Here is a 16,982-nt window from a genome sequence, read left to right as displayed (position 1 = left end):
CCTAATTTTAAATGAAAGTTAGATTTTTTTCTACTCTTTTAGCCCCTTTTTTGCAGTTTTTTTTGACTTTTTGCGATTTGGGCCATAATTTGTGCGACTACCTCATCAATTGTCATAGAAGTCGTGTCAATTTCGATGGCATCGGCTGCCTTTTTTAACGGCGAAACCGCCCGGTGAGAATCTTTATAATCCCGGCTTGCAATGTCTTCCTCGATTTCGGCAACCGTTTTATCCGTCTTGATTCCGCGTTCCTTAAAGTCAAGCATCCGGCGCACGGCGCGCGAATGCGCGGAAGCCACCAGGAAGATTTTGACCTGGGCGTGCGGCAGAACGGTGGTGCCGATGTCCCGGCCGTCCATCACAACGTTCATTTTGCCAGCCATCTGCCGCTGCAGGGCCACCATTTTTTGCCGGATGCCGCTGAGGGCGGAAACTTCCGAAACATTATCCGATATTTCGGGGGTGCGAATTTCCCGGGAGACGTCCCGGTCGCCAACGTAAACTTTCTGCTCGCCGTCGACAACCTTGAGCTCAATGCCCGTGCGGTCAATTGCCGCCAAAATCCCCGCTTCATCACCGTAATCCAGCCCGTTAGCACGTGCAATAACCGTGCAGGCACGGTACATTGCCCCCGTGTCGACGTAGATAAACGATAACTTTTGTGCAATAATTTTTGCGACCGTACTTTTGCCAGCTGAAGCTGGCCCATCAATTGCTACCTGCATTCCAATAAAAAAGGGACACCACGTCCCTACCCTTTCTCTAGTTATTTTAATTTAAGAACCTGACCGATTTCGACCCGGCTGTTGACATCAAGATCGTTAAGCTGCGCAAGCTTGCTCACCGTCATGTGGTGGTCTTGTGCAATTCCGGTTAAGGATTCTCCCACCTTAACCGTATATTTTTTAGCGCCGGCCGTCTTTTTGGCCTTGGACTGAGGCCCCTTTTGGGGCTGGGCCGCAGTCTTAATCTTGGTCTTAGGCTTGCTTGGGGCTTTGGCTTTGGCCTTCGTTTTAGTCTGGCCCTTTGCAGACGAAGCGCTTTTTGCAGGGGCGTGTTTCTTGACCTTCTTCTGCACGTTAACCACCTGCTTGTCAGTTATTAGATTAGAAGCCAAGTAATACCCGACCGGTACCAGGGCCACCAGCACAAGCACAATTGCAACCTCGAGAACAAACCATTTTCGCCTCGTAGACCTGTACGTCACCGTCCGCGGGACCGTTGGGCGCTGGTAATGCTGATATGGCCCCTTCTGTTTCTGCCTCATCTAAAAAACCTCCCTCAACTAACTTGTTTAATTCTAGCATATTTAAGCCTTAAATTGGACAAAAAAATCGACCAAGTGACGGTCGATTAATCTTTATGTGCTAAAAAATCAATTTTTCAGTTTGAAGTACTTGCGGACAAACGGCTTTAAATTGCGCAGCACCGTTTCAAACAAGAGGTAGACCACTGTGCCATTGATTGCGCCCTTAAGCAGGTTGAACGGCACGATGATGCCAAAGATGTAGGCGCTCATGGACGGGATGTGGAGCAGCTGCCCCAGGTAGACCTTTTCGGTAAAGCCGAGCAGGCCCGCGTAGCCGTGGATGGCTGGCAAGTTAGGCACCGTTGTGACGGCGTAAAACGGGGTTAAAACCAGGGCGTTCAATGTTGCCAGCACAATCGTCATGGCGATGATGCCGAGAACAATTCCCAAAAGCGGCTTCAAGTAGCGCTTAGCCGCACTGCTCTTGGGCGTATTCTCCGTATTTGCGGTGACGTTCTTTGTGGCATAGTAGAATGGTAGCGCAAAGGATATCGATGCAAGCAAGGCTGCCAGCTGACCAACGACGCTCGGCAGGGCAAAACCCTTGTAGATCAGGTCGATCAGCATTCTAATCAGGGCAATAAAAATACCCGGGAGTGGGCCGAATAAAAATGTCCCAATAGTGATGATTACGTCCGAAAAGTCAAACTTTAAAAAACTCGCTACCGGAAGTGGAAAGGCTATCTCCATTAAGATAAACGCAATCGTTCCGATCAGTGCATAAGCAATAATGTTAGCCAAATTACTAGCATTTTTCCTCTTCACAATACTTACCTCCAAAAAATAATCGGTCTGTTGCTTCTAGCAACAGACCGATTAAAAGTAAGCTTAATAAACTTATTTTAGTTTAGCCTGTCTTCTTTCATCTAGACTGTAACTATCGGTATCTCAAAAGATTCCACCACTTGCGTGGGTCGTGGACTTGCACCACCGGTCGGGACTTGCACCCTGCCATGAAGACAACAAACTTAAATATTCAATTAACAATTTATATACTAGTCCACGTGCTTTAATCTGTCAACCTCGGCGTGCGTCAATTCGCGGTACTTGCCCGAAACAAGCGAATCCAGCGTCAAGAAAGCATATTTTTCCCGGGCCAGTTTTTGTACCGGGTGGTTAACCGCCTTGAACATCTTCTTCACCTGGTGATAGTGGCCCTCATGAATCGTGAGCTGCACAATCTGGATTTTCTTCTTGCGATCAGTCCGGACAACCTTCACCCTTGCCGGGGCCGTTTTGCGGTGATCGATTTCCACGCCGTGCGTCAGCCGGGCAATCTCTTCCGGCAGAAGCTGACCTTCAATCTTGGCCACATAGACCTTAGCCACATTGTTGCGCGGGTGCATCAGCTGGTTGGCCAACTCGCCGTCGTTGGTCATGAGCAGCAGTCCTGACGTGTCATAGTCCAGACGCCCCACCGGGTATAAACGGTACGGCACGTCTAAAAAGTAGTCTACCACCGTCTTGCGCCCCTTATTATCGCTGGCCGTTGAGACCACGCCGCGCGGCTTGTAAAACAGGTACGTGTGGTGGCTCTCACGCTCAATGGGTTCACCGTCGACCGTGATGTTGCTAAAGGTTTCAACCTTGGTGCCCAGCTTGGTGACAACTCTGCCATCGACCGTCACGCGTCCCTGTGTAATCATTTTTTCTGCACTGCGTCGCGATGCGACCCCCGCCTCAGCAATTACCTTTTGTAAACGTTGTAAAACCATTATTGTTCTCCTTCATGCGCCTGCGCTAACCCCTTGTCTGCACGGCCCTTGGCCGCAAACAAGTTTATTTCACCGGCTTCGTTAATGTCACCGTCTTCAAAGTCTTCAATCAGGGGCAGGTCGTTCAGGCTTTCGTAGCCAAAGTATTGCAAAAAATAGTCACTGGTCACGTATAAATTGGGGTGACCGGGTGCCTCCTTCTTGCCGTTAACCTTGATTAGGCCGCGCCAGATCAGTGTCTGCAGCGCGCCAGACGAGTTGACGCCCCTGATTGCATCAACTTCAACCCGCGTGATCGGCTGCCGGTATGCAATAATCGCCAGAATTTCCAGGGCCGACTGACTCAGGGTCTTAGACACGTCCTTTTGAAAGTAACTGGCTACGACCTCCCCCACTTCCGGTCTTGTCGTCAGTTTGTACTTATGGTTAAGGTGCAGCACCTGCAAGCCCGCGTCCTGGTCTTGAGCCAGTTTTTCCGTCAGTCTCTGGGCCAGTTCCCGCAGGGCCGGCGCTTCGATCTCAAGCACTGCGCATAGGTCTGTCTTGCTAATGCCGCTATCGCCGGCAAGGTACAGCAAGGCCCCCAATTGCGCTAATTTACTCGCCATTATTATCAATTCCCTCCAGTTCTAGGTCACCAAAAATTCGCGCCTGCACGACCCTGACCTCACGCTTTTTGCAGAGTTCAAGGAGTGCCAGAAACAGGCCAATCACGTCGGACAGGTTCTTCATCTGCGCGCTGCAGGCAAAGAAGCTAACCTTCTTGCTGTGAGCGAGCTTCTTGTGCAGGTAATCAGTCATCGCGGCGATTGGCGTTTCACTGGCCTCAACCGCCATAACCTCGGGATTCCTTATCTTTTGCCGGTGCAGAACCAGGACAAAAGCGCGGGCCAATTCGGCGGACGTTGCCTGACCAGGCGGAAGCGGCTGGATTTCCTTGGTTTGGGGTGCGCTTTCCTCCTTGGCCGCGGTAATCGGCACCTCATCGCCGCGCTGTTTTAAGTAAGCCGCAATCTTCTTAAAGACAGAATACTGAATAAGCTGCTGGACCAATTCGTCACGGGGGTCTTCCTCAGCTTCATCTGCATTGGCAAAATCGTTTTGGGGCAAAAGCGATTGGGACTTGATCCGCAAAAGCATTGACGACATGACGAAGTATTCCCCGGCAATGGTTAGATTCAACCGCTGCATTTCGTGCAGATACGCCAAGTACTGGCTGGTGATCTGCGCGATGGGAATATCGTAGATATCGATTTTTTGCGACTTGATCAGGTGCAGCAGCAGGTCAAGCGGACCTTCGAAATTTGGTAATTCTAAAGTTAAATTGCTCGTCATGATTTCTTGTTTTTAACTGCATATTTCATTAAATAGATGTATTCAGGCACCGCCGTCAGCCTTTTTTGCGGATTGACGGCCGCCATCTCCCGGACAATCTGCGCCTCATACTTGGTCGACCTGTAGTCCGGTGCGAGTGAGAGGTAGCGAATAACAATGAAATGGCTGCTTGTCTGCGTCCCGACCAGGCCAATAAAGTTGGGGGCCTTAACGCGGTAGAGGTAGAGCTTGAATTCCGCACTGTTTTTGTTTAGCCTGATCTCATCTTGAAGATTATCCAGACTCTTAAAGTCGGGCAGGTAGGACAATAAGCCCATGGCCACCTTTTCTTTATCATTTTTACATTCGATTAACATGCTATTACCTATATGCGCGGATGCGTATTGGCATACACATCCAAAATATGTTTCTGTGACAGGTTGGTGTAAATCTGCGTGGTGCTGATGTCTGAGTGCCCCAATATCTCCTGCACCACCCGCAGATCGGCCCCATTCTCAAGGAGGTGGGTGGCAAAGGTATGCCGCAGGGTGTGCGGGGTGACGTTCTTCTGAATGCCAGCAAGCAGGCAGTAATGCTTAATAATCTGCCAGACCGCCTGCCGGCTCAAGGCGCCACCGCGGCTGTTGAGAAAGATGAAGTCGTTGTCCTTACCCACCCGGAGAAGAAGGGGTTCGCGCACCTCCTCCTGGTACTTTTTGATCCAGGAAATGGCCACGTCGCTGATTGGGATCAGGCGTTCCTTTGCGCCCTTGCCCAAAACCTTCAGTAATTTCAGTTCCTCATGGAGGTCGGTAAACTTGAGGCCGATCAGTTCACTCACCCTGATGCCCGTCGCATACAGCGTTTCAAGCAGTGAACGGTCGCGCAGACCGAGTTGCTGCGTGACGTCGGGCTGCTCCAGCAGCTTTGTCACCTCATCAACACTTAGGGTAACGGGCAGCCGGTGGTCTTTTTTCGGCGAATCAATTTCCAGCATCGGGTTCAGCTTCTGGATATCCTGCCGAACCAGCCACTGGTAGAGCTTGCGCAGACTCGAAATCATGCGGCTAATCGAACTGCTGGCCTTGCCCTCGTCACGCAGCTGCGCCAAGAAGGCGTCAATGTCGACCGCCTTGGTCGGCCATGAATTGATGCCTTCCTCTTTTAAAAACGCCAAAAAGGTGGTCAAGTCCTGGCGGTAAGCCGCAATCGTATTGTTGCTCAGGCCGCGCTCAATTTGACTATAACGCAAATAATCTTCAACGTCCCGGCGCAAATTACTCATTTTCGGCGGCTTCGGGATCATTAATCAGGGTAATTGTGCCCTCTTCTTTGTCCTCGGCGATGTACTTAGCCTTGAGCAGGTGGCCCAGCGCCCGCTTAAAGGCCGATTTCGAGATGCCGAAGTAATTCTTGATTTCCTCGGCATCGGACTTATCGTAAAACGGCAGGGACTTGGTGCGCTTGCGCCGCAGACTCATCAAAATCATCTGGGCGTCGTCGTCAATTTCCTCAAAGGCACGCGGCAAGCAGCTCAGGTTCAGGCGCCCATACTGGCTTACGCCTATTACGCGGCCATTGAACTGTTCGCCCAAGCGCAGGGGGCGAATCATTTGCGTAGCGTGCACAAAGCTCAAGTAGTAGTCGCTCGTGATTACGAACGCACCAACCTCACGGCTTGAATAGACCGTGCCGAACACGTCCTTGTTCTTCATGTCACTCGGAAAATGCGCCGCCAGCTGCTCAAAGATGTTTTCATCGGCCATCTTGGCCCATATCCGGTCCTTCTGGTCGGTTTCCAGGTGAACCAGCAGCTGGTCATCCTCACGCGGCCAAAGTGCCTTGTTGAAGGGCAGGTCGTCAACTGACAAGACCACGTCCTTGTCGGGCAGACCGACATCGAGAAAAACGCCGAGGTCCGGTTTAACGTCGGTAACCTTGCTCCAGCCGTACTGGTCGGCCTGGGCAAACGGCAAGAATTGAGTCATTTCACGTCTGTGCTGCTTGTCATCGTATAAAAAGCCCCGGATTTCATCGCCCAGTTCAGGCTTTTCTTCCTGCGTTATTTCTTTGCGTTTCAACTCATAAGTAACGCCATCCACCTGAACATAATATGAATTTTCATTTTGATCAATTATTTTACCCGTCGAAATTATGCCCAGCATTATGCTATTCTCCTAAATTAGTTTAATTCTTTTAATAAGTATAACATTTTACCCGGTTAAGTTAACATAAGTCAATTTAAATTTCCCCCGACTGCGCTATTCCGGCCGGGCACGCAGCCAATTTACGGGCAAACAAATAGCCAGCATGTACTGGCTATTGTTAAATCACGTTAATTAAAGGTTGGCAATCTCGCCCTGGTAAATTGCACCGCGCCGCGCATCAACCGTAATCGTCGTGCCGCCGACAATCTTTGTGGTTGCGCCGGTCACCCCGACAACAACCGGAATGCCGAGCGACAGACCAACAACGGCTGCGTGCGAGGTCAACCCGGAGGCCTCTACAACCAGGCCGGAGGCCTTCTTAATTGCAGGCATGTAGTCAGGGTCCGTGGTCTGGGCAACGATAATGTCGCCCTCCTTGGCCTTGCTGTTGGCCTCTTCAGCACTATTTACGACAACGGTCTTGCCGACTACGGAGCCGTTGCCAACGCCGAGGCCCTGGGCAAGCTTGCTGCCGATGATCTGCAGCTTCATCAGGTTGGTTGTGCCCGAGTCACCCACAGGAACGCCGGCCACGATGATCACCAGGTCACCGTCCTTGACGTAGCCCTGTTCCTTGGCAACCTTGGCTGCCAGTTCAAACATGTCGTCGGTTGAGGCTGGTTTTTCGGTCAATAACGGTTGAACGCCCCAGGTAATACCAAGCGAGTGCTGAATCTTTTCGTCAAAGGTCAGAGCCAGGATGTCGGCGTTTGGCCGGTACTTCGAGATCATCCGCGCCGTGTAGCCGGAGTTCGTGGCCGTGATAATGGTCTTGACGCCTAGCTCCTGAGCGGTCCGGACAACGGATTCACCGATTGCCTCGGTAACGTTAGAACCCTTGTACTCTTCAAACCGCTGCAGTGCCAATGTATTGCGCTTGAGCAGGTCCTGTTCGGTCCGCTCGTCGATCTCGGCCATTGCCTTAACCGCCTTAACCGGGTAAAGTCCGTTAGCAGACTCGCCGGACAGCATGGTTGCGTCCGTGCCGTCCAGGACCGCGTTGGCAACGTCGGAAACCTCAGCACGGGTTGGACGTGGGTTTTCCTGCATCGAGTCCAGCATCTGCGTTGCGGTAATAACCGGCTTGCCGAGTGCATTGGCCTTCTTGATCAGGTCTTTTTGAACGAACGGAACGTCGATGAACGGGATTTCAACGCCCATGTCGCCGCGGGCAACCATCAATCCGTCCGAAACCTGCAGGATTTCGTCGGCGTTGTCAATTCCTTCTTGGGACTCAATCTTAGGGTAGATCTTGACGTAGTCACAATCGGCATCCTCACAAAGCTTGCGGATGTCTAAGATGTCCTGCGCCTTGCGCGCAAAGGAAGCGGTAATAAAGTTAATGCCATGCGCAAGGCCAAACTTGATGTCTTCCGTATCCTTTGCGGTAATACCCGGAAGGCGAATTTCCACGCCCGGCGCGTTGACACCCTTCTTAGAACCGATTACGCCGGTATTTTGGGCTTCACAGACCAATTCCCGGTTTTGCTCGTCCTTTTTCTTAATTAATAAATCAACTAAACCGTCATCGATTAAAACGTGGCCGCCAATGTGGGTGTCATCGTACAGGCCTGGGTAAGTGACGTGGATCCTGTCCTTGTTGCCCGCCTGCGAGTCATCCATTGAAACCCGAATCTCATCACCCGTGTTGATGGTGAACTTGCCGCCTTCTTGGTCGGTGGTTCTAATCTCAGCACCCTTGGTATCGAGGTCGATGCCGAGAACCAGCCCCGTTTCCTTTTCAACCTGACGCACCATTTTCATTCTTGACAAGTGTTCCGCGTGGTCGCCGTGTGAAAAGTTAAAACGAAAGACATTTGCGCCAGCCTTTGCCAAAGCAGTAATTGTCTCAATATCGTTAGAAGCTGGCCCTAATGTACTAATAATTTTAGTTTTCTTCATTATTTAAAAAATCTCCTCAAAATTGACTAACTACTTAGTCATTTCTTCATTTATATCAATCAGCACTTCTTCACTATTGTGCTTTTCTTCAAACAGGTCAAGGATATCATGGGTTTCAAGCTGGCCGTTCTTCATTCCGACGGCCAGGCCGCCCTTGCCGTCAAGAAGCAGCTTAACCGCATAATTGCCCATTTTGGTGGCGTTCATCCGGTCCATGACCGTAGGTGCGCCGCCGCGCTGCATGTGTCCGATAACGTTGGCCCGAACGTCAAAGTCACCATACTTGAGCAGTTCGCTCCTAAAGTCGGCCGCGTTCATCACGCCCTCAGCCAATACGATGATACCATGGTCCTTACCGTCTTGGAAGCCGCGCTTCAGTGTCTTGGCAATTTCTTTAACATTGTACTCCCGCTCCGGAACGACAATTGCATCCGCGCCGCTGGCAAGACCAACCCGCATTGCAATATCGCCGCAGTTGCGGCCCATCACGTTGACAACGAACACGCGGTGGTGGCTGCTGGCGGTGTCGCGAATGCGGTCGATTGCCTGCATCGCCGTGTTGCACGCCGTGTCCAGGCCAATCGTATAATCGGTGCACGGAATATCATTGTCAATGGTTCCAGGAAGGCCGATCGAGTTAATGCCCCGCCGGGTTAGAGCAAGTGCGCCGTGGTATGAACCATCGCCGCCAATGACGATAACCGTGTCGATTCCGTGCTTCTTCAGCTGCTCGACGCCCTTTTCTTGGATCTCGTCCTGCGCAAACTCCGGGTAACGCGCGCTGTAGAGAAATGTGCCGCCCAGGTTAATCAAGTGGTCAACGCTTTCAGCAGTCAACGGAACAAAATCGCCAGCAACCAAGCCCGCATAGCCGTAACGGATGCCGACAACGCCGAGACCGTTGTGAATAGCAGTTTTAGTGACCGCCCTAACGGCTGCATTCATGCCGGGGGCGTCGCCACCACTCGTTAAAATACCAATTCGTTTCATAATTCACCTCATCAAGATTTTATTGTGTAATTTCTCACATCCCCTAAATTTTAACATTATTTTTGCAAAAAATCTCACAAAAACAATATATTTTCTTTATTTAGCAGTCTTTTTAATGTTAGCGCTACCAGAACAAACCTTACGCAAACTCACGTCCACTCTGTCCTAGCCCTTAAAATTGACTGCCTTCAGGTTAGTTAATATATACTGCTTTTTGCCCGGATCAAAGCGGTCGGCCTGGACCTTGATGCCAAGAAGGTAAATGCCGCCCTCCTTGAGGATTGCCTGGTCGTGCTCATAGACGCTAGGGAAAATCGTCACGTCCTGCCTGCTGGTCGAATCGGCAAAGCTGCCGAAGGCCATCGTCGTGCCCTTCTTGGTTCTGATTAGCTTCAAAGTCATCAGCTTGCCCACGGCAACCCCACTGTCACCAATATCAAACTGGCTCAACAGCCGCGCGTTAAACTTCTCCGCGTATTTTTGGGCGGCCACAAGCGGCGAGGTCATGGTCGAAAAGCCCAGTGCCTCCTCTTCCATCGCCGCCTTTTCCTGCTTTGTTGCTTCTTTAGCCGGCTTAAGCGGCACGCCGCCGAGACTTTCGGAAAGCGCAAGGTTTTGCCCCGTCAACTCGACGTTCTCGACGATTTCCTGGCAGTTTTCAAGCAGCACGCTGCGGCTAGCACCGGTATGATCAAAGCAGCCCGCCTTAATCATCAATTCAATGACCTTGACCTGGATAAAGTTGGGACTGATCCGGCGCAAAAAGTTGCCGAGGGACGTGAAGGGCTTGTCGACCCGCACTGCAATTATTTGTTTGAGAAAATCGATGCGCAGCCCCTTGATGGCGCGCAGGCTCACCAAGAGCTGGCCGTCGACCACCTGGTAGTCCATACCGCTTTTATTAATGTCCGGCGGCAGGATCTTAACCCCTGCCCCCTGGGCCCGCATTACGTAGTCGTTAACCTTGAGGCGATTGCCGCTGTTAGAATTAAGCATTGCCGCATAAAATGCGGCCGGGTAGTGAACCTGCAGGTAGGCCAGCCAAAAGGCAATCATGGTATACGCAACGGCGTGGGACCGGTTAAAACCGTAATTGGCAAACTGCTCGATGTAGCTGTAAACGCGCTCTGCTACTTCGCGGGAACGCCCCTTGTTTACCGCCCCGGAGACAAACTTCACGCGTTCCTGCTCGATGACCTGGGGGTCCTTTTTGGATATTGCGCGGCGCAGGATATCGGCTTCTCCTAAAGAGAAACCGGCTAAAACCTGGGCCGTCTTCATGACCTGTTCCTGGTAAACCAGTATGCCATAGGTGGGCGCAAGTATTTCCTTCAGGCTCGGGTCCGGGTACGTCACCTTCTGCTTGCCCTTTTTGCGGGCGATGAAGGAGCGAATGTTCTGCATCGGGCCCGGCCTGTAAAGCGCGTTGACCGCAACCAGATCCTCAAAGTTATCGGGGTGCAGTTCGCGCAAGACGTCCCTTATTCCCCCCGATTCGAACTGGAAGACCAGGTCCGTTGCGCCCTGCTGAAACAGCTTAATCGTCTTGGGGTCATCGAGCGGAATCTGGTTGAGGACAATATTTTTCCCCTGCTCTGCGATTATTTCCACTGTGTTGCCCAAAATGGTCAGGTTGCGCAGGCCCAAAAAGTCAATCTTGAGCAGGCCCAGGGCCTCAACGTACTTCTTGGTCTGCTGGGTAATGGGGATGCCGAGCTGGCCCGACTGCAGCCCCGCAATGGCCGCAATCGAATTATCGCTGAGGACCAGGCCAGCAGCATGAATCGAATAGTGCCGGGGCAGCCCCTCCAGGCTTTTGGCAGTCTTAAACAGCAACTCATTCTTTGCACTCGCGCCGCACAGCATCCGCATTGCGCCCGACTCCTCGTAGGACTGGGCCAGGGTAATCTTGCCCTTGGAAAAAGGCACGCTGCGCGACCACTCGCCCAGTTCAGCCTCGCTCAAGCCAAAAACGCGGCCCGTGTCCCGCAGCACCTGCTTAGCAGCCAGGGTCCCGAAGGTCAGAATCTGGGCCACGTGGTCCATGCCGTACTTGGTGAACATGTACTTAATCACGTCATCGCGGCGGTTGTCCGGAATATCCAGGTCAATATCAGGCATTTCATGCCTTGCCGGGTTGAGGAAGCGCTCAAACAGCAGGTTGTACTCCAGCGGATCAACCTCGGTAATGCGCAGTGCGTATGAAACGAGCGACCCGCACGCTGAACCCCGCCCGGGGCCGGTCGCGATGCGCACCCGGTGGCAGTAATTGATGACGTCCCACACGATCAGGAAATAATCGTTGAAGCCCATCTGATCGATCACGCCGAGTTCATAGTCAAGCTGCTTTTGGTAGCGGGCCGGTATCTGTTGGTTGCTAAAGCGCTCCTGCAAGCCGCGCTGCGCCAAGAAGCCGAGGTACTCTTTGGAGGTAGCAAACTTGTTTTGCTTGTACTTGGGCAAGACGGGCGTTTGAAAACGCACGTGGGCATCGCATTCCTGGGCTATTTTCCACGTGTTGTCGACCGCGTCGTCCAGGCCTAGGTCATGGGCGCGTGCACTCAGCTCCGCCACGGAGGCCAGGTAATGCGACCCCTTCTGTTTGGCCAGGTCCGCTGCATCTTCCACAAGACTGCCGTCTTTAACCGCCAAAAGCGTCTTGCGCAGAAACTGGTCTTGGGGCTTCAGGTAGCAGGTATCCTCTACACAGACAACGGGCAGGTCGAATTGCTTGGCCAGCGCCCTGACGTAGGCAATGTAGTTTTTCTGCCGGTCAGCAGCGTAAACGCCCAGGTAGAGACTGCTGGACCCCGGAACTAGACCGGCGAGCCGGCGCACAAAATCATTCCCCAGCTGTTCGTCCTGCACCTGCAGGTTCACCAGTTCGCTGTGCGTGTTTGCCGGAACAATTAGCACCATGTCTTCAAGGTACTTGGTTAATTTTGCAAGCGTCAGCACCTTCTTATTCGTTCCGTTCGCGGTCAACAGGTTGATGCTGCTCGAAAGCCGCAGCAGATTGCGGTAGCCCGCGTCGGTTCGGGCGAGCGCAATCAGGTCATACTGACGCGCAGTGTCAATCAGGCCGTTCAGGCGCACCTGCATTCCCAAAAGGGGCTTGATGCCCACCTCTCTAGCCAGTTCGTAAAAATTCACCAACCCGTAGGTAACGTTTACGTCGGTTAAAGCGACGGCACCATAGCCCTGGCTCTTGGCGGCCGTCAGGAGATCCCGGATTTTTACGGGACTCTCAAGCAGCGTAAACGCGCTTATGTTTTGCAATGCAGCTATTTTCATTTTAAAGCCACCTTTCCCATAAAATTAGTATACCAAAAACCGCACTTTTAGTTTGAAAACGTGCATAAACTTTGGTAAAATTCTCCTATGTATGAAAGAGGGAACTGCTATGGGTCGTTATATTGTGACTGTTGGCTGGAGTGTTGTTTACATGTTGATTGTGGGCTTTATCGCCGCACCGTTAACGCAAAACGTTTTTAACCTGGGTGAAGCTGCGATTGTTGGGGTGGTCTTTGGCGTTGTGTTCGCGGCCATTATTCCAACGATTACCGCTCATTCGGTTAAGGACGACAGCAAGTATGCCAAACTCAAGTAAATAAAAGCAAATTAAAACCGCTAACGGGTCTCCTGCTAGCGGTTTTTTGTTATTCAAAATGGTAGTTCCGGCGTTCGTCAACTTTGACGTGGGGCGCGGTCAGGTATTCTTTAAACATCTGAATGTAGTCCTTGTCGATGATGTTTTCAATCCGACTGGGACCGTATACGGGGTAAAAGCCCCCGCCGCAAGCGCGGTAGCTGTTGACGGCCAGGCGGTAGGTGCGGCTATCTTCTAGTCCCCGCCCGTTTAATTCCAGCCGGGTCAGGCGCTGCCCTACGGGCCGCGCGACGTCGGCCTCATAGACCAGCGGGTAAAAAACGTCGAAGTTAAAGAGCTGGTCACGCCACTTAGGCGCAAAGTCCACCCCGCCCCGCTCGTTTTTTTCCAAAAAAGCCAGGCTGTGCTCAATAATGCGCCGCAGTTCACTGCCCGTCACACTTACCACGCACAGCTGGTTAGAGTACGGGTAGTTAAGTATAAGGTCGCGCATCGTGACCGTCGTCTTAAACCCCGGGGCCGTCTCGCTCATGACCGCGGTCGCCGAAATGTCTGCGCCCGTGAAAAAGAGCTGCATTTGCTGCAGGAGGTTGATGAAGGGGGCACCCTCAATGCGTGCCTGGTTCGGCCTTCCGATTGGTGCGGGTTTATCCAGACGGGCAATTGGCTGGTCGAGCCACTTTTGCGTTGCCTGGTTCAGGCCTGTGCCCAGACGTGCAACCCCCTTATCGGGCTTGCTGCCACTGGCATCAAGCAGCGCGGTCGACATTGAGCGGATTTTCTTGGTCGTCTCGTCAATGTCCACCACAACCTTGCCGACCGCCTCGCCACGGTAACCGGGCTGGACAATGGCCGTGCCCCGCTTGACCGCGCTAAGCCTGCGGTGCTGGTGACCGGTTAGCATGACGTCGACCTCAGGAATCTCCGTTAAAATGCGGTAGCCCTCGTTTTCACCGGTGGGCGGCTCCGTTTCGAGCGCGTTCTCAATGTCGGCTTCAAAACCGCCGTGGTAGATGACGGCCAGGATATCAACCCGCGGGCGCAGCACCTTGGCGTAGTATTTTGCCCGTGCAAAAGCGGAGGCAAACTTCAGCCCCGCAACATTCTCAGTGGGCTCCCACACGGGCACACGCTGCGTGGTAAGCCCTAGAAGCCCGATCCTGATTCCGCTCCTGGTAATTATCCGGTACGCCTGGCCCAGGGCCGGCCGGCCAGTCGCACCATCCAAGATATTAGCGGTTAAAATCGGGGCACTGCTGTGTTTGACGTAGTAGTTCAGGTAGCTGAGGCCAAAATTAAAATCATGGTTGCCCAAGCAGCGCGCGTCATAGCTAACGGCATTATAAAGGCCCGTAAACGCCCGCAAATTTCCCCGCTCGCCCGTAGCGTGAACGTATTCGGCCAGCGGGGAACCCTGCAGGCAGTCGCCGCTATCGGTTACCACAACGTGGTCCGCCCCATACTCGGCACGCTGAGCCTGGATTATGCTGCTGACCCGGCTCAGACCAAACGGCGCATTATAGCTGGAATTATCCTCGTAGGTGGTGGGCATGATGTAACCGTGAATATCGCTGGTACTCAAAAAGACTAGTTTCATTATTGCTTTTCCCCTGGTAAAACTTATTTTGGCAAAAAAAAGACACCAAACGCGGTGCCTCTTAATTAATTGTTGTCGCTGCCATTAGTTTCACTAACAACTTGACGACCCTTGTAATAACCCTTTGGTGATACACGGTGGCTCAAACGATATTCGCCAGTAGTTGCATCATAGTGCATTGCTGGGACAGCTAATTTGATATGACCACGACGTGAACGTTTCTTTTGCTTAGAAGTATGTCTCTTAGGAACTGCCATTTACTTGATCTCCTTTATTGTAGAATTGTGTTTCTGGGAGGCATAAAAATGCCCCGTAAACACTTCACGCTTGTTAATGATACTATTTGATTGCGAATAAATCAAGCTCTATAGTCATTCTTATTCCTGATTGTGTCTGCTTGACCCCCAGAACCAGCCGATCAAAACGCCGATAATGAGCATCAAAACCAAAATAATAATCAGTGGCAGCTTAAACTTGAAGAGACCGAAGTTGATTGCCACGGTGTCGGTGTTGAGGACGACAAAAATCACCGCCAGCAGGGTAAGAAGCAGCGTGACCACCAGTTTTGCTTGACTTGCTTTATTCTTCATTGCACTTTCCTACTTTCTTGACGCAAACTTGAGTGACACTTGATCGCCGATTGTTGGGAACAAATTATACAGTTTAGCCAGAAAGGCCAGACTGAGCGGCAAGTTGAGTTCACGCCGACTACTGCCGAAGGAGTGCACAACCTGCCAGGCAACGTCGTCCGGATCCAGCATGAACCTTTGGACGTTTTCAACGTAGGTGCCGCTCTTATCCGCAATATTGAAAAAGTTGGTGTAAACGGGGCCCGGGTTGACGGTCATCACCTTGATGCCAAAGGGCTTGAGTTCTAGGCGCAGAACGTTGGAGAACTGAATGACGGCAGCCTTGGAGGCACTGTACGCGGCCGACTTGGCGGTCGGCACCTTGCCTGCAATCGAGCCAAAGTTAATAATCTGGCCGTGTTTTTGGTCCATCATGAGGCGACCAATCAGCCGCGTGAAGTACATAAGCCCCAAGACGTTGACCTGAAACATCGCCGTAACCAGGCGCCGGTCCATTTCGACAAAGCTGCCAAACTTACCAAAACCGGCACAGTTGACCAGGTAATCGACGTGCTTGGTCACCTTGACAATGCCATTGAAGGTTGTCTCGATTGCTTCGCTGTCGCTCATGTCAGCCGCAAAAACGTGGGTCGGCGCACCAGACATTTCGTGCGCCTCGGCCGCAATGCGCTCAAGCTTGTCCCGGCTCCTTGCAACCAGAATAACGGTAGCGCCCCGGCCGGCGCTTTCCAGGGCAATGGAACGGCCGATGCCGCTAGATGCACCCGTTACAACAACAACCTTGTCCCTTAAAGAATCACTCATTTTTTTCACCTTCCATTGGAATTACGACCCGGTCAAAATCATTTGCTAACTTTGTATGGGGGAAAACTTTTTCTGCCTGCTCTTCTAGTTTTTTGGCCTTGGACCCGAGGTACCGGGCCGAAATGTGGTTCAAATACAGGCGCTTGACGCCGCTAGCGCGTGCCACCTTCGCGGCCTCCAGGGCCGTGGAATGATAGTAAGAGTGCGCCATGTCCGCCTCGTCGCCCGCAAAGGTCGACTCGTGGACGAGCACGTCCGCATCGCGTGCCAGTTCGGCAATCGCCGGCGTAGACCGGGTATCGTAGATAATCGTTACGATCCGTCCCGCCTTGTTCGGCCCCAAAAAATCATTTCCATCTAGGATCGTGCCATCGGCCAGCTCGACCCGCTCACCGTTCTTCAATTTGCCCAGAAGCGGCCCGTTAGGTACATTATACCGCGCCAATTTATCCATTAACAGCTCGCCCTGGTGCGGCTCCTCGACTACACGAAAGCCAAAGCTAGGGACACGGTGCGCCAATTTTTCGGCGTAGACCTTGAACCCCTGCCCCTGGAAGATGATGCCGTTTTCTTCAAGCTTAACAAACCTGATCGGGTACGAAACCTGCGTCCGCGAAACCTTTAATGCGGTCCGCACAAACTGCTCCAGGCCGGGCGGTCCATATATCGTTAAGGGGCCGACGTCGCCCTGAAACGACCTTGTTGCCAAGAGCCCCGGAAGGCCAAAGATATGGTCACCGTGGTTATGGGAGATGAAAATCTTGGTCACCTTGCGCAGCCTGATGTTTGTCCGCAAAATCTGGTGTTGCGTGGCCTCACCCACATCGAACAGCCAGATTTCATTGATCTCATCGAGCATCTTTAGTGCAATGCTTGAAACGTTGCGCTTTTTTGATGGTTGGCCTGCTCCTGTGCCTAAAAACTGTAACTCCATATGACTCCTG

Annotated in this window: 18 protein-coding genes and 1 riboswitch; of the genes, 1 reads left to right on the top strand and 17 read right to left on the bottom strand. The window is 52.2% G+C overall.

The annotated features are described in order from the left end of the window. Positions 1-38: 38 nt before the first annotated feature. The 12 genes from cmk to AC2JF6_RS00320 all read right to left on the bottom strand — a co-directional run bounded on the left by cmk (position 39) and on the right by AC2JF6_RS00320 (position 12,731). Positions 39-725, bottom strand: coding sequence for a (d)CMP kinase (gene cmk / locus AC2JF6_RS00375; RefSeq protein WP_500728759.1), 687 nt, complete (start codon positions 723-725; stop codon positions 39-41). A gap of 41 nt (positions 726-766) precedes the next feature. Further along, positions 767-1,267, bottom strand: coding sequence for a LysM peptidoglycan-binding domain-containing protein (locus AC2JF6_RS00370; RefSeq protein ID WP_500728758.1), 501 nt, complete (start codon positions 1,265-1,267; stop codon positions 767-769). Between the two features lie 108 nt (positions 1,268-1,375). Then, on the bottom strand, positions 1,376-2,074 hold the full coding sequence (locus AC2JF6_RS00365) for an ECF transporter S component (RefSeq protein WP_500728757.1): 699 nt from the start codon (positions 2,072-2,074) through the stop codon (positions 1,376-1,378). Positions 2,075-2,159: 85 nt separating this feature from the next. Then, positions 2,160-2,274, bottom strand: a riboswitch (FMN riboswitch). Positions 2,275-2,304: 30 nt separating this feature from the next. Beyond that, positions 2,305-3,024 carry a pseudouridine synthase gene (locus tag AC2JF6_RS00360; protein ID WP_500728756.1) on the bottom strand — a complete coding sequence of 240 codons (720 nt, stop codon included), beginning with the start codon at positions 3,022-3,024 and terminating at the stop codon, positions 2,305-2,307. Continuing rightward, on the bottom strand, positions 3,024-3,632 hold the full coding sequence (scpB, locus tag AC2JF6_RS00355) for an SMC-Scp complex subunit ScpB (protein WP_500728755.1): 609 nt from the start codon (positions 3,630-3,632) through the stop codon (positions 3,024-3,026). Before scpB ends, AC2JF6_RS00360 begins: the two co-directional genes overlap by 1 nt. Next, positions 3,622-4,362 (bottom strand): segregation and condensation protein A, encoded by a 741-nt coding sequence (locus tag AC2JF6_RS00350; protein ID WP_500729091.1) that lies wholly within the window; start codon positions 4,360-4,362, stop codon positions 3,622-3,624. Before AC2JF6_RS00350 ends, scpB begins: the two co-directional genes overlap by 11 nt. Continuing rightward, on the bottom strand, positions 4,356-4,715 hold the full coding sequence (locus AC2JF6_RS00345; protein ID WP_500728754.1) for a reductase: 360 nt from the start codon (positions 4,713-4,715) through the stop codon (positions 4,356-4,358). The genes AC2JF6_RS00350 and AC2JF6_RS00345 overlap by 7 nt, the downstream gene beginning before the upstream one ends. An 8-nt stretch (positions 4,716-4,723) precedes the next feature. After that, entirely contained in the window at positions 4,724-5,623 is a 900-nt protein-coding gene (xerD, locus tag AC2JF6_RS00340; protein ID WP_500728753.1) for a site-specific tyrosine recombinase XerD, read from the bottom strand. Next, positions 5,616-6,503: a CvfB family protein gene (locus AC2JF6_RS00335; RefSeq protein ID WP_500728752.1), complete on the bottom strand. Its 888-nt coding sequence runs from the start codon at positions 6,501-6,503 to the stop codon at positions 5,616-5,618. Before AC2JF6_RS00335 ends, xerD begins: the two co-directional genes overlap by 8 nt. A gap of 174 nt (positions 6,504-6,677) precedes the next feature. Beyond that, positions 6,678-8,447 (bottom strand): pyruvate kinase, encoded by a 1,770-nt coding sequence (gene pyk / locus AC2JF6_RS00330; protein WP_500728751.1) that lies wholly within the window; start codon positions 8,445-8,447, stop codon positions 6,678-6,680. Positions 8,448-8,477: 30 nt separating this feature from the next. Further along, complete coding sequence (gene pfkA / locus AC2JF6_RS00325) at positions 8,478-9,437, bottom strand: 6-phosphofructokinase (protein WP_500728750.1); 960 nt, start codon at positions 9,435-9,437, stop codon at positions 8,478-8,480. Between the two features lie 165 nt (positions 9,438-9,602). Continuing rightward, positions 9,603-12,731 carry a DNA polymerase III subunit alpha gene (locus tag AC2JF6_RS00320; protein ID WP_500728749.1) on the bottom strand — a complete coding sequence of 1,043 codons (3,129 nt, stop codon included), beginning with the start codon at positions 12,729-12,731 and terminating at the stop codon, positions 9,603-9,605. 109 nt (positions 12,732-12,840) lie between these two features. Between AC2JF6_RS00320 and AC2JF6_RS00315 the strand changes: the two genes are divergently transcribed. Then, entirely contained in the window at positions 12,841-13,047 is a 207-nt protein-coding gene (locus AC2JF6_RS00315) for a DUF2929 family protein (RefSeq protein ID WP_500728748.1), read from the top strand. 49 nt (positions 13,048-13,096) lie between these two features. Here the strand turns inward: AC2JF6_RS00315 and AC2JF6_RS00310 are convergent, their stop codons facing one another. From AC2JF6_RS00310 to rnz, 5 genes are all read right to left on the bottom strand, one after another. After that, on the bottom strand, positions 13,097-14,644 hold the full coding sequence (locus AC2JF6_RS00310) for a bifunctional metallophosphatase/5'-nucleotidase (protein WP_500728747.1): 1,548 nt from the start codon (positions 14,642-14,644) through the stop codon (positions 13,097-13,099). A 65-nt stretch (positions 14,645-14,709) separates the two neighbouring features. Next, positions 14,710-14,901: a 50S ribosomal protein L32 gene (rpmF, locus tag AC2JF6_RS00305; protein WP_500728746.1), complete on the bottom strand. Its 192-nt coding sequence runs from the start codon at positions 14,899-14,901 to the stop codon at positions 14,710-14,712. A gap of 120 nt (positions 14,902-15,021) precedes the next feature. Continuing rightward, the gene (locus AC2JF6_RS00300) at positions 15,022-15,234 is read right to left on the bottom strand and encodes a lipopolysaccharide assembly protein LapA domain-containing protein (RefSeq protein WP_500728745.1); all 213 of its coding nucleotides are present in this window, start codon (positions 15,232-15,234) and stop codon (positions 15,022-15,024) included. A gap of 9 nt (positions 15,235-15,243) precedes the next feature. After that, positions 15,244-16,038 (bottom strand): SDR family NAD(P)-dependent oxidoreductase, encoded by a 795-nt coding sequence (locus AC2JF6_RS00295; protein ID WP_500728744.1) that lies wholly within the window; start codon positions 16,036-16,038, stop codon positions 15,244-15,246. Next, positions 16,031-16,972 (bottom strand): ribonuclease Z, encoded by a 942-nt coding sequence (rnz, locus tag AC2JF6_RS00290; protein WP_500728743.1) that lies wholly within the window; start codon positions 16,970-16,972, stop codon positions 16,031-16,033. Before rnz ends, AC2JF6_RS00295 begins: the two co-directional genes overlap by 8 nt. Positions 16,973-16,982 lie beyond the last annotated feature (10 nt).

The organism is Lactobacillus sp. XV13L (genome assembly GCF_059900875.1).
This window is presented reverse-complemented; position numbering and strand designations above follow the sequence as displayed.

Excerpts from the sequence above, each read along its gene's own strand:
- pyk (WP_500728751.1), bottom strand. The coding sequence starts at position 8,447 with ATGAAGAAAACTAAAATTATTAGTACATTAGGGCCAGCTTCTAACGAT.
- AC2JF6_RS00335 (WP_500728752.1), bottom strand. The coding sequence starts at position 6,503 with ATGCTGGGCATAATTTCGACGGGTAAAATAATTGATCAAAATGAAAAT.
- AC2JF6_RS00360 (WP_500728756.1), bottom strand. The coding sequence starts at position 3,024 with ATGGTTTTACAACGTTTACAAAAGGTAATTGCTGAGGCGGGGGTCGCA.
- AC2JF6_RS00295 (WP_500728744.1), bottom strand. The coding sequence starts at position 16,038 with ATGAGTGATTCTTTAAGGGACAAGGTTGTTGTTGTAACGGGTGCATCT.
- pfkA (WP_500728750.1), bottom strand. The coding sequence starts at position 9,437 with ATGAAACGAATTGGTATTTTAACGAGTGGTGGCGACGCCCCCGGCATG.
- AC2JF6_RS00300 (WP_500728745.1), bottom strand. The coding sequence starts at position 15,234 with ATGAAGAATAAAGCAAGTCAAGCAAAACTGGTGGTCACGCTGCTTCTT.
- AC2JF6_RS00370 (WP_500728758.1), bottom strand. The coding sequence starts at position 1,267 with ATGAGGCAGAAACAGAAGGGGCCATATCAGCATTACCAGCGCCCAACG.
- xerD (WP_500728753.1), bottom strand. The coding sequence starts at position 5,623 with ATGAGTAATTTGCGCCGGGACGTTGAAGATTATTTGCGTTATAGTCAA.
- cmk (WP_500728759.1), bottom strand. The coding sequence starts at position 725 with ATGCAGGTAGCAATTGATGGGCCAGCTTCAGCTGGCAAAAGTACGGTC.
- scpB (WP_500728755.1), bottom strand. The coding sequence starts at position 3,632 with ATGGCGAGTAAATTAGCGCAATTGGGGGCCTTGCTGTACCTTGCCGGC.
- AC2JF6_RS00320 (WP_500728749.1), bottom strand. The coding sequence starts at position 12,731 with ATGAAAATAGCTGCATTGCAAAACATAAGCGCGTTTACGCTGCTTGAG.
- AC2JF6_RS00315 (WP_500728748.1), top strand. The coding sequence starts at position 12,841 with ATGGGTCGTTATATTGTGACTGTTGGCTGGAGTGTTGTTTACATGTTG.
- AC2JF6_RS00345 (WP_500728754.1), bottom strand. The coding sequence starts at position 4,715 with ATGTTAATCGAATGTAAAAATGATAAAGAAAAGGTGGCCATGGGCTTA.
- AC2JF6_RS00310 (WP_500728747.1), bottom strand. The coding sequence starts at position 14,644 with ATGAAACTAGTCTTTTTGAGTACCAGCGATATTCACGGTTACATCATG.
- rnz (WP_500728743.1), bottom strand. The coding sequence starts at position 16,972 with ATGGAGTTACAGTTTTTAGGCACAGGAGCAGGCCAACCATCAAAAAAG.
- rpmF (WP_500728746.1), bottom strand. The coding sequence starts at position 14,901 with ATGGCAGTTCCTAAGAGACATACTTCTAAGCAAAAGAAACGTTCACGT.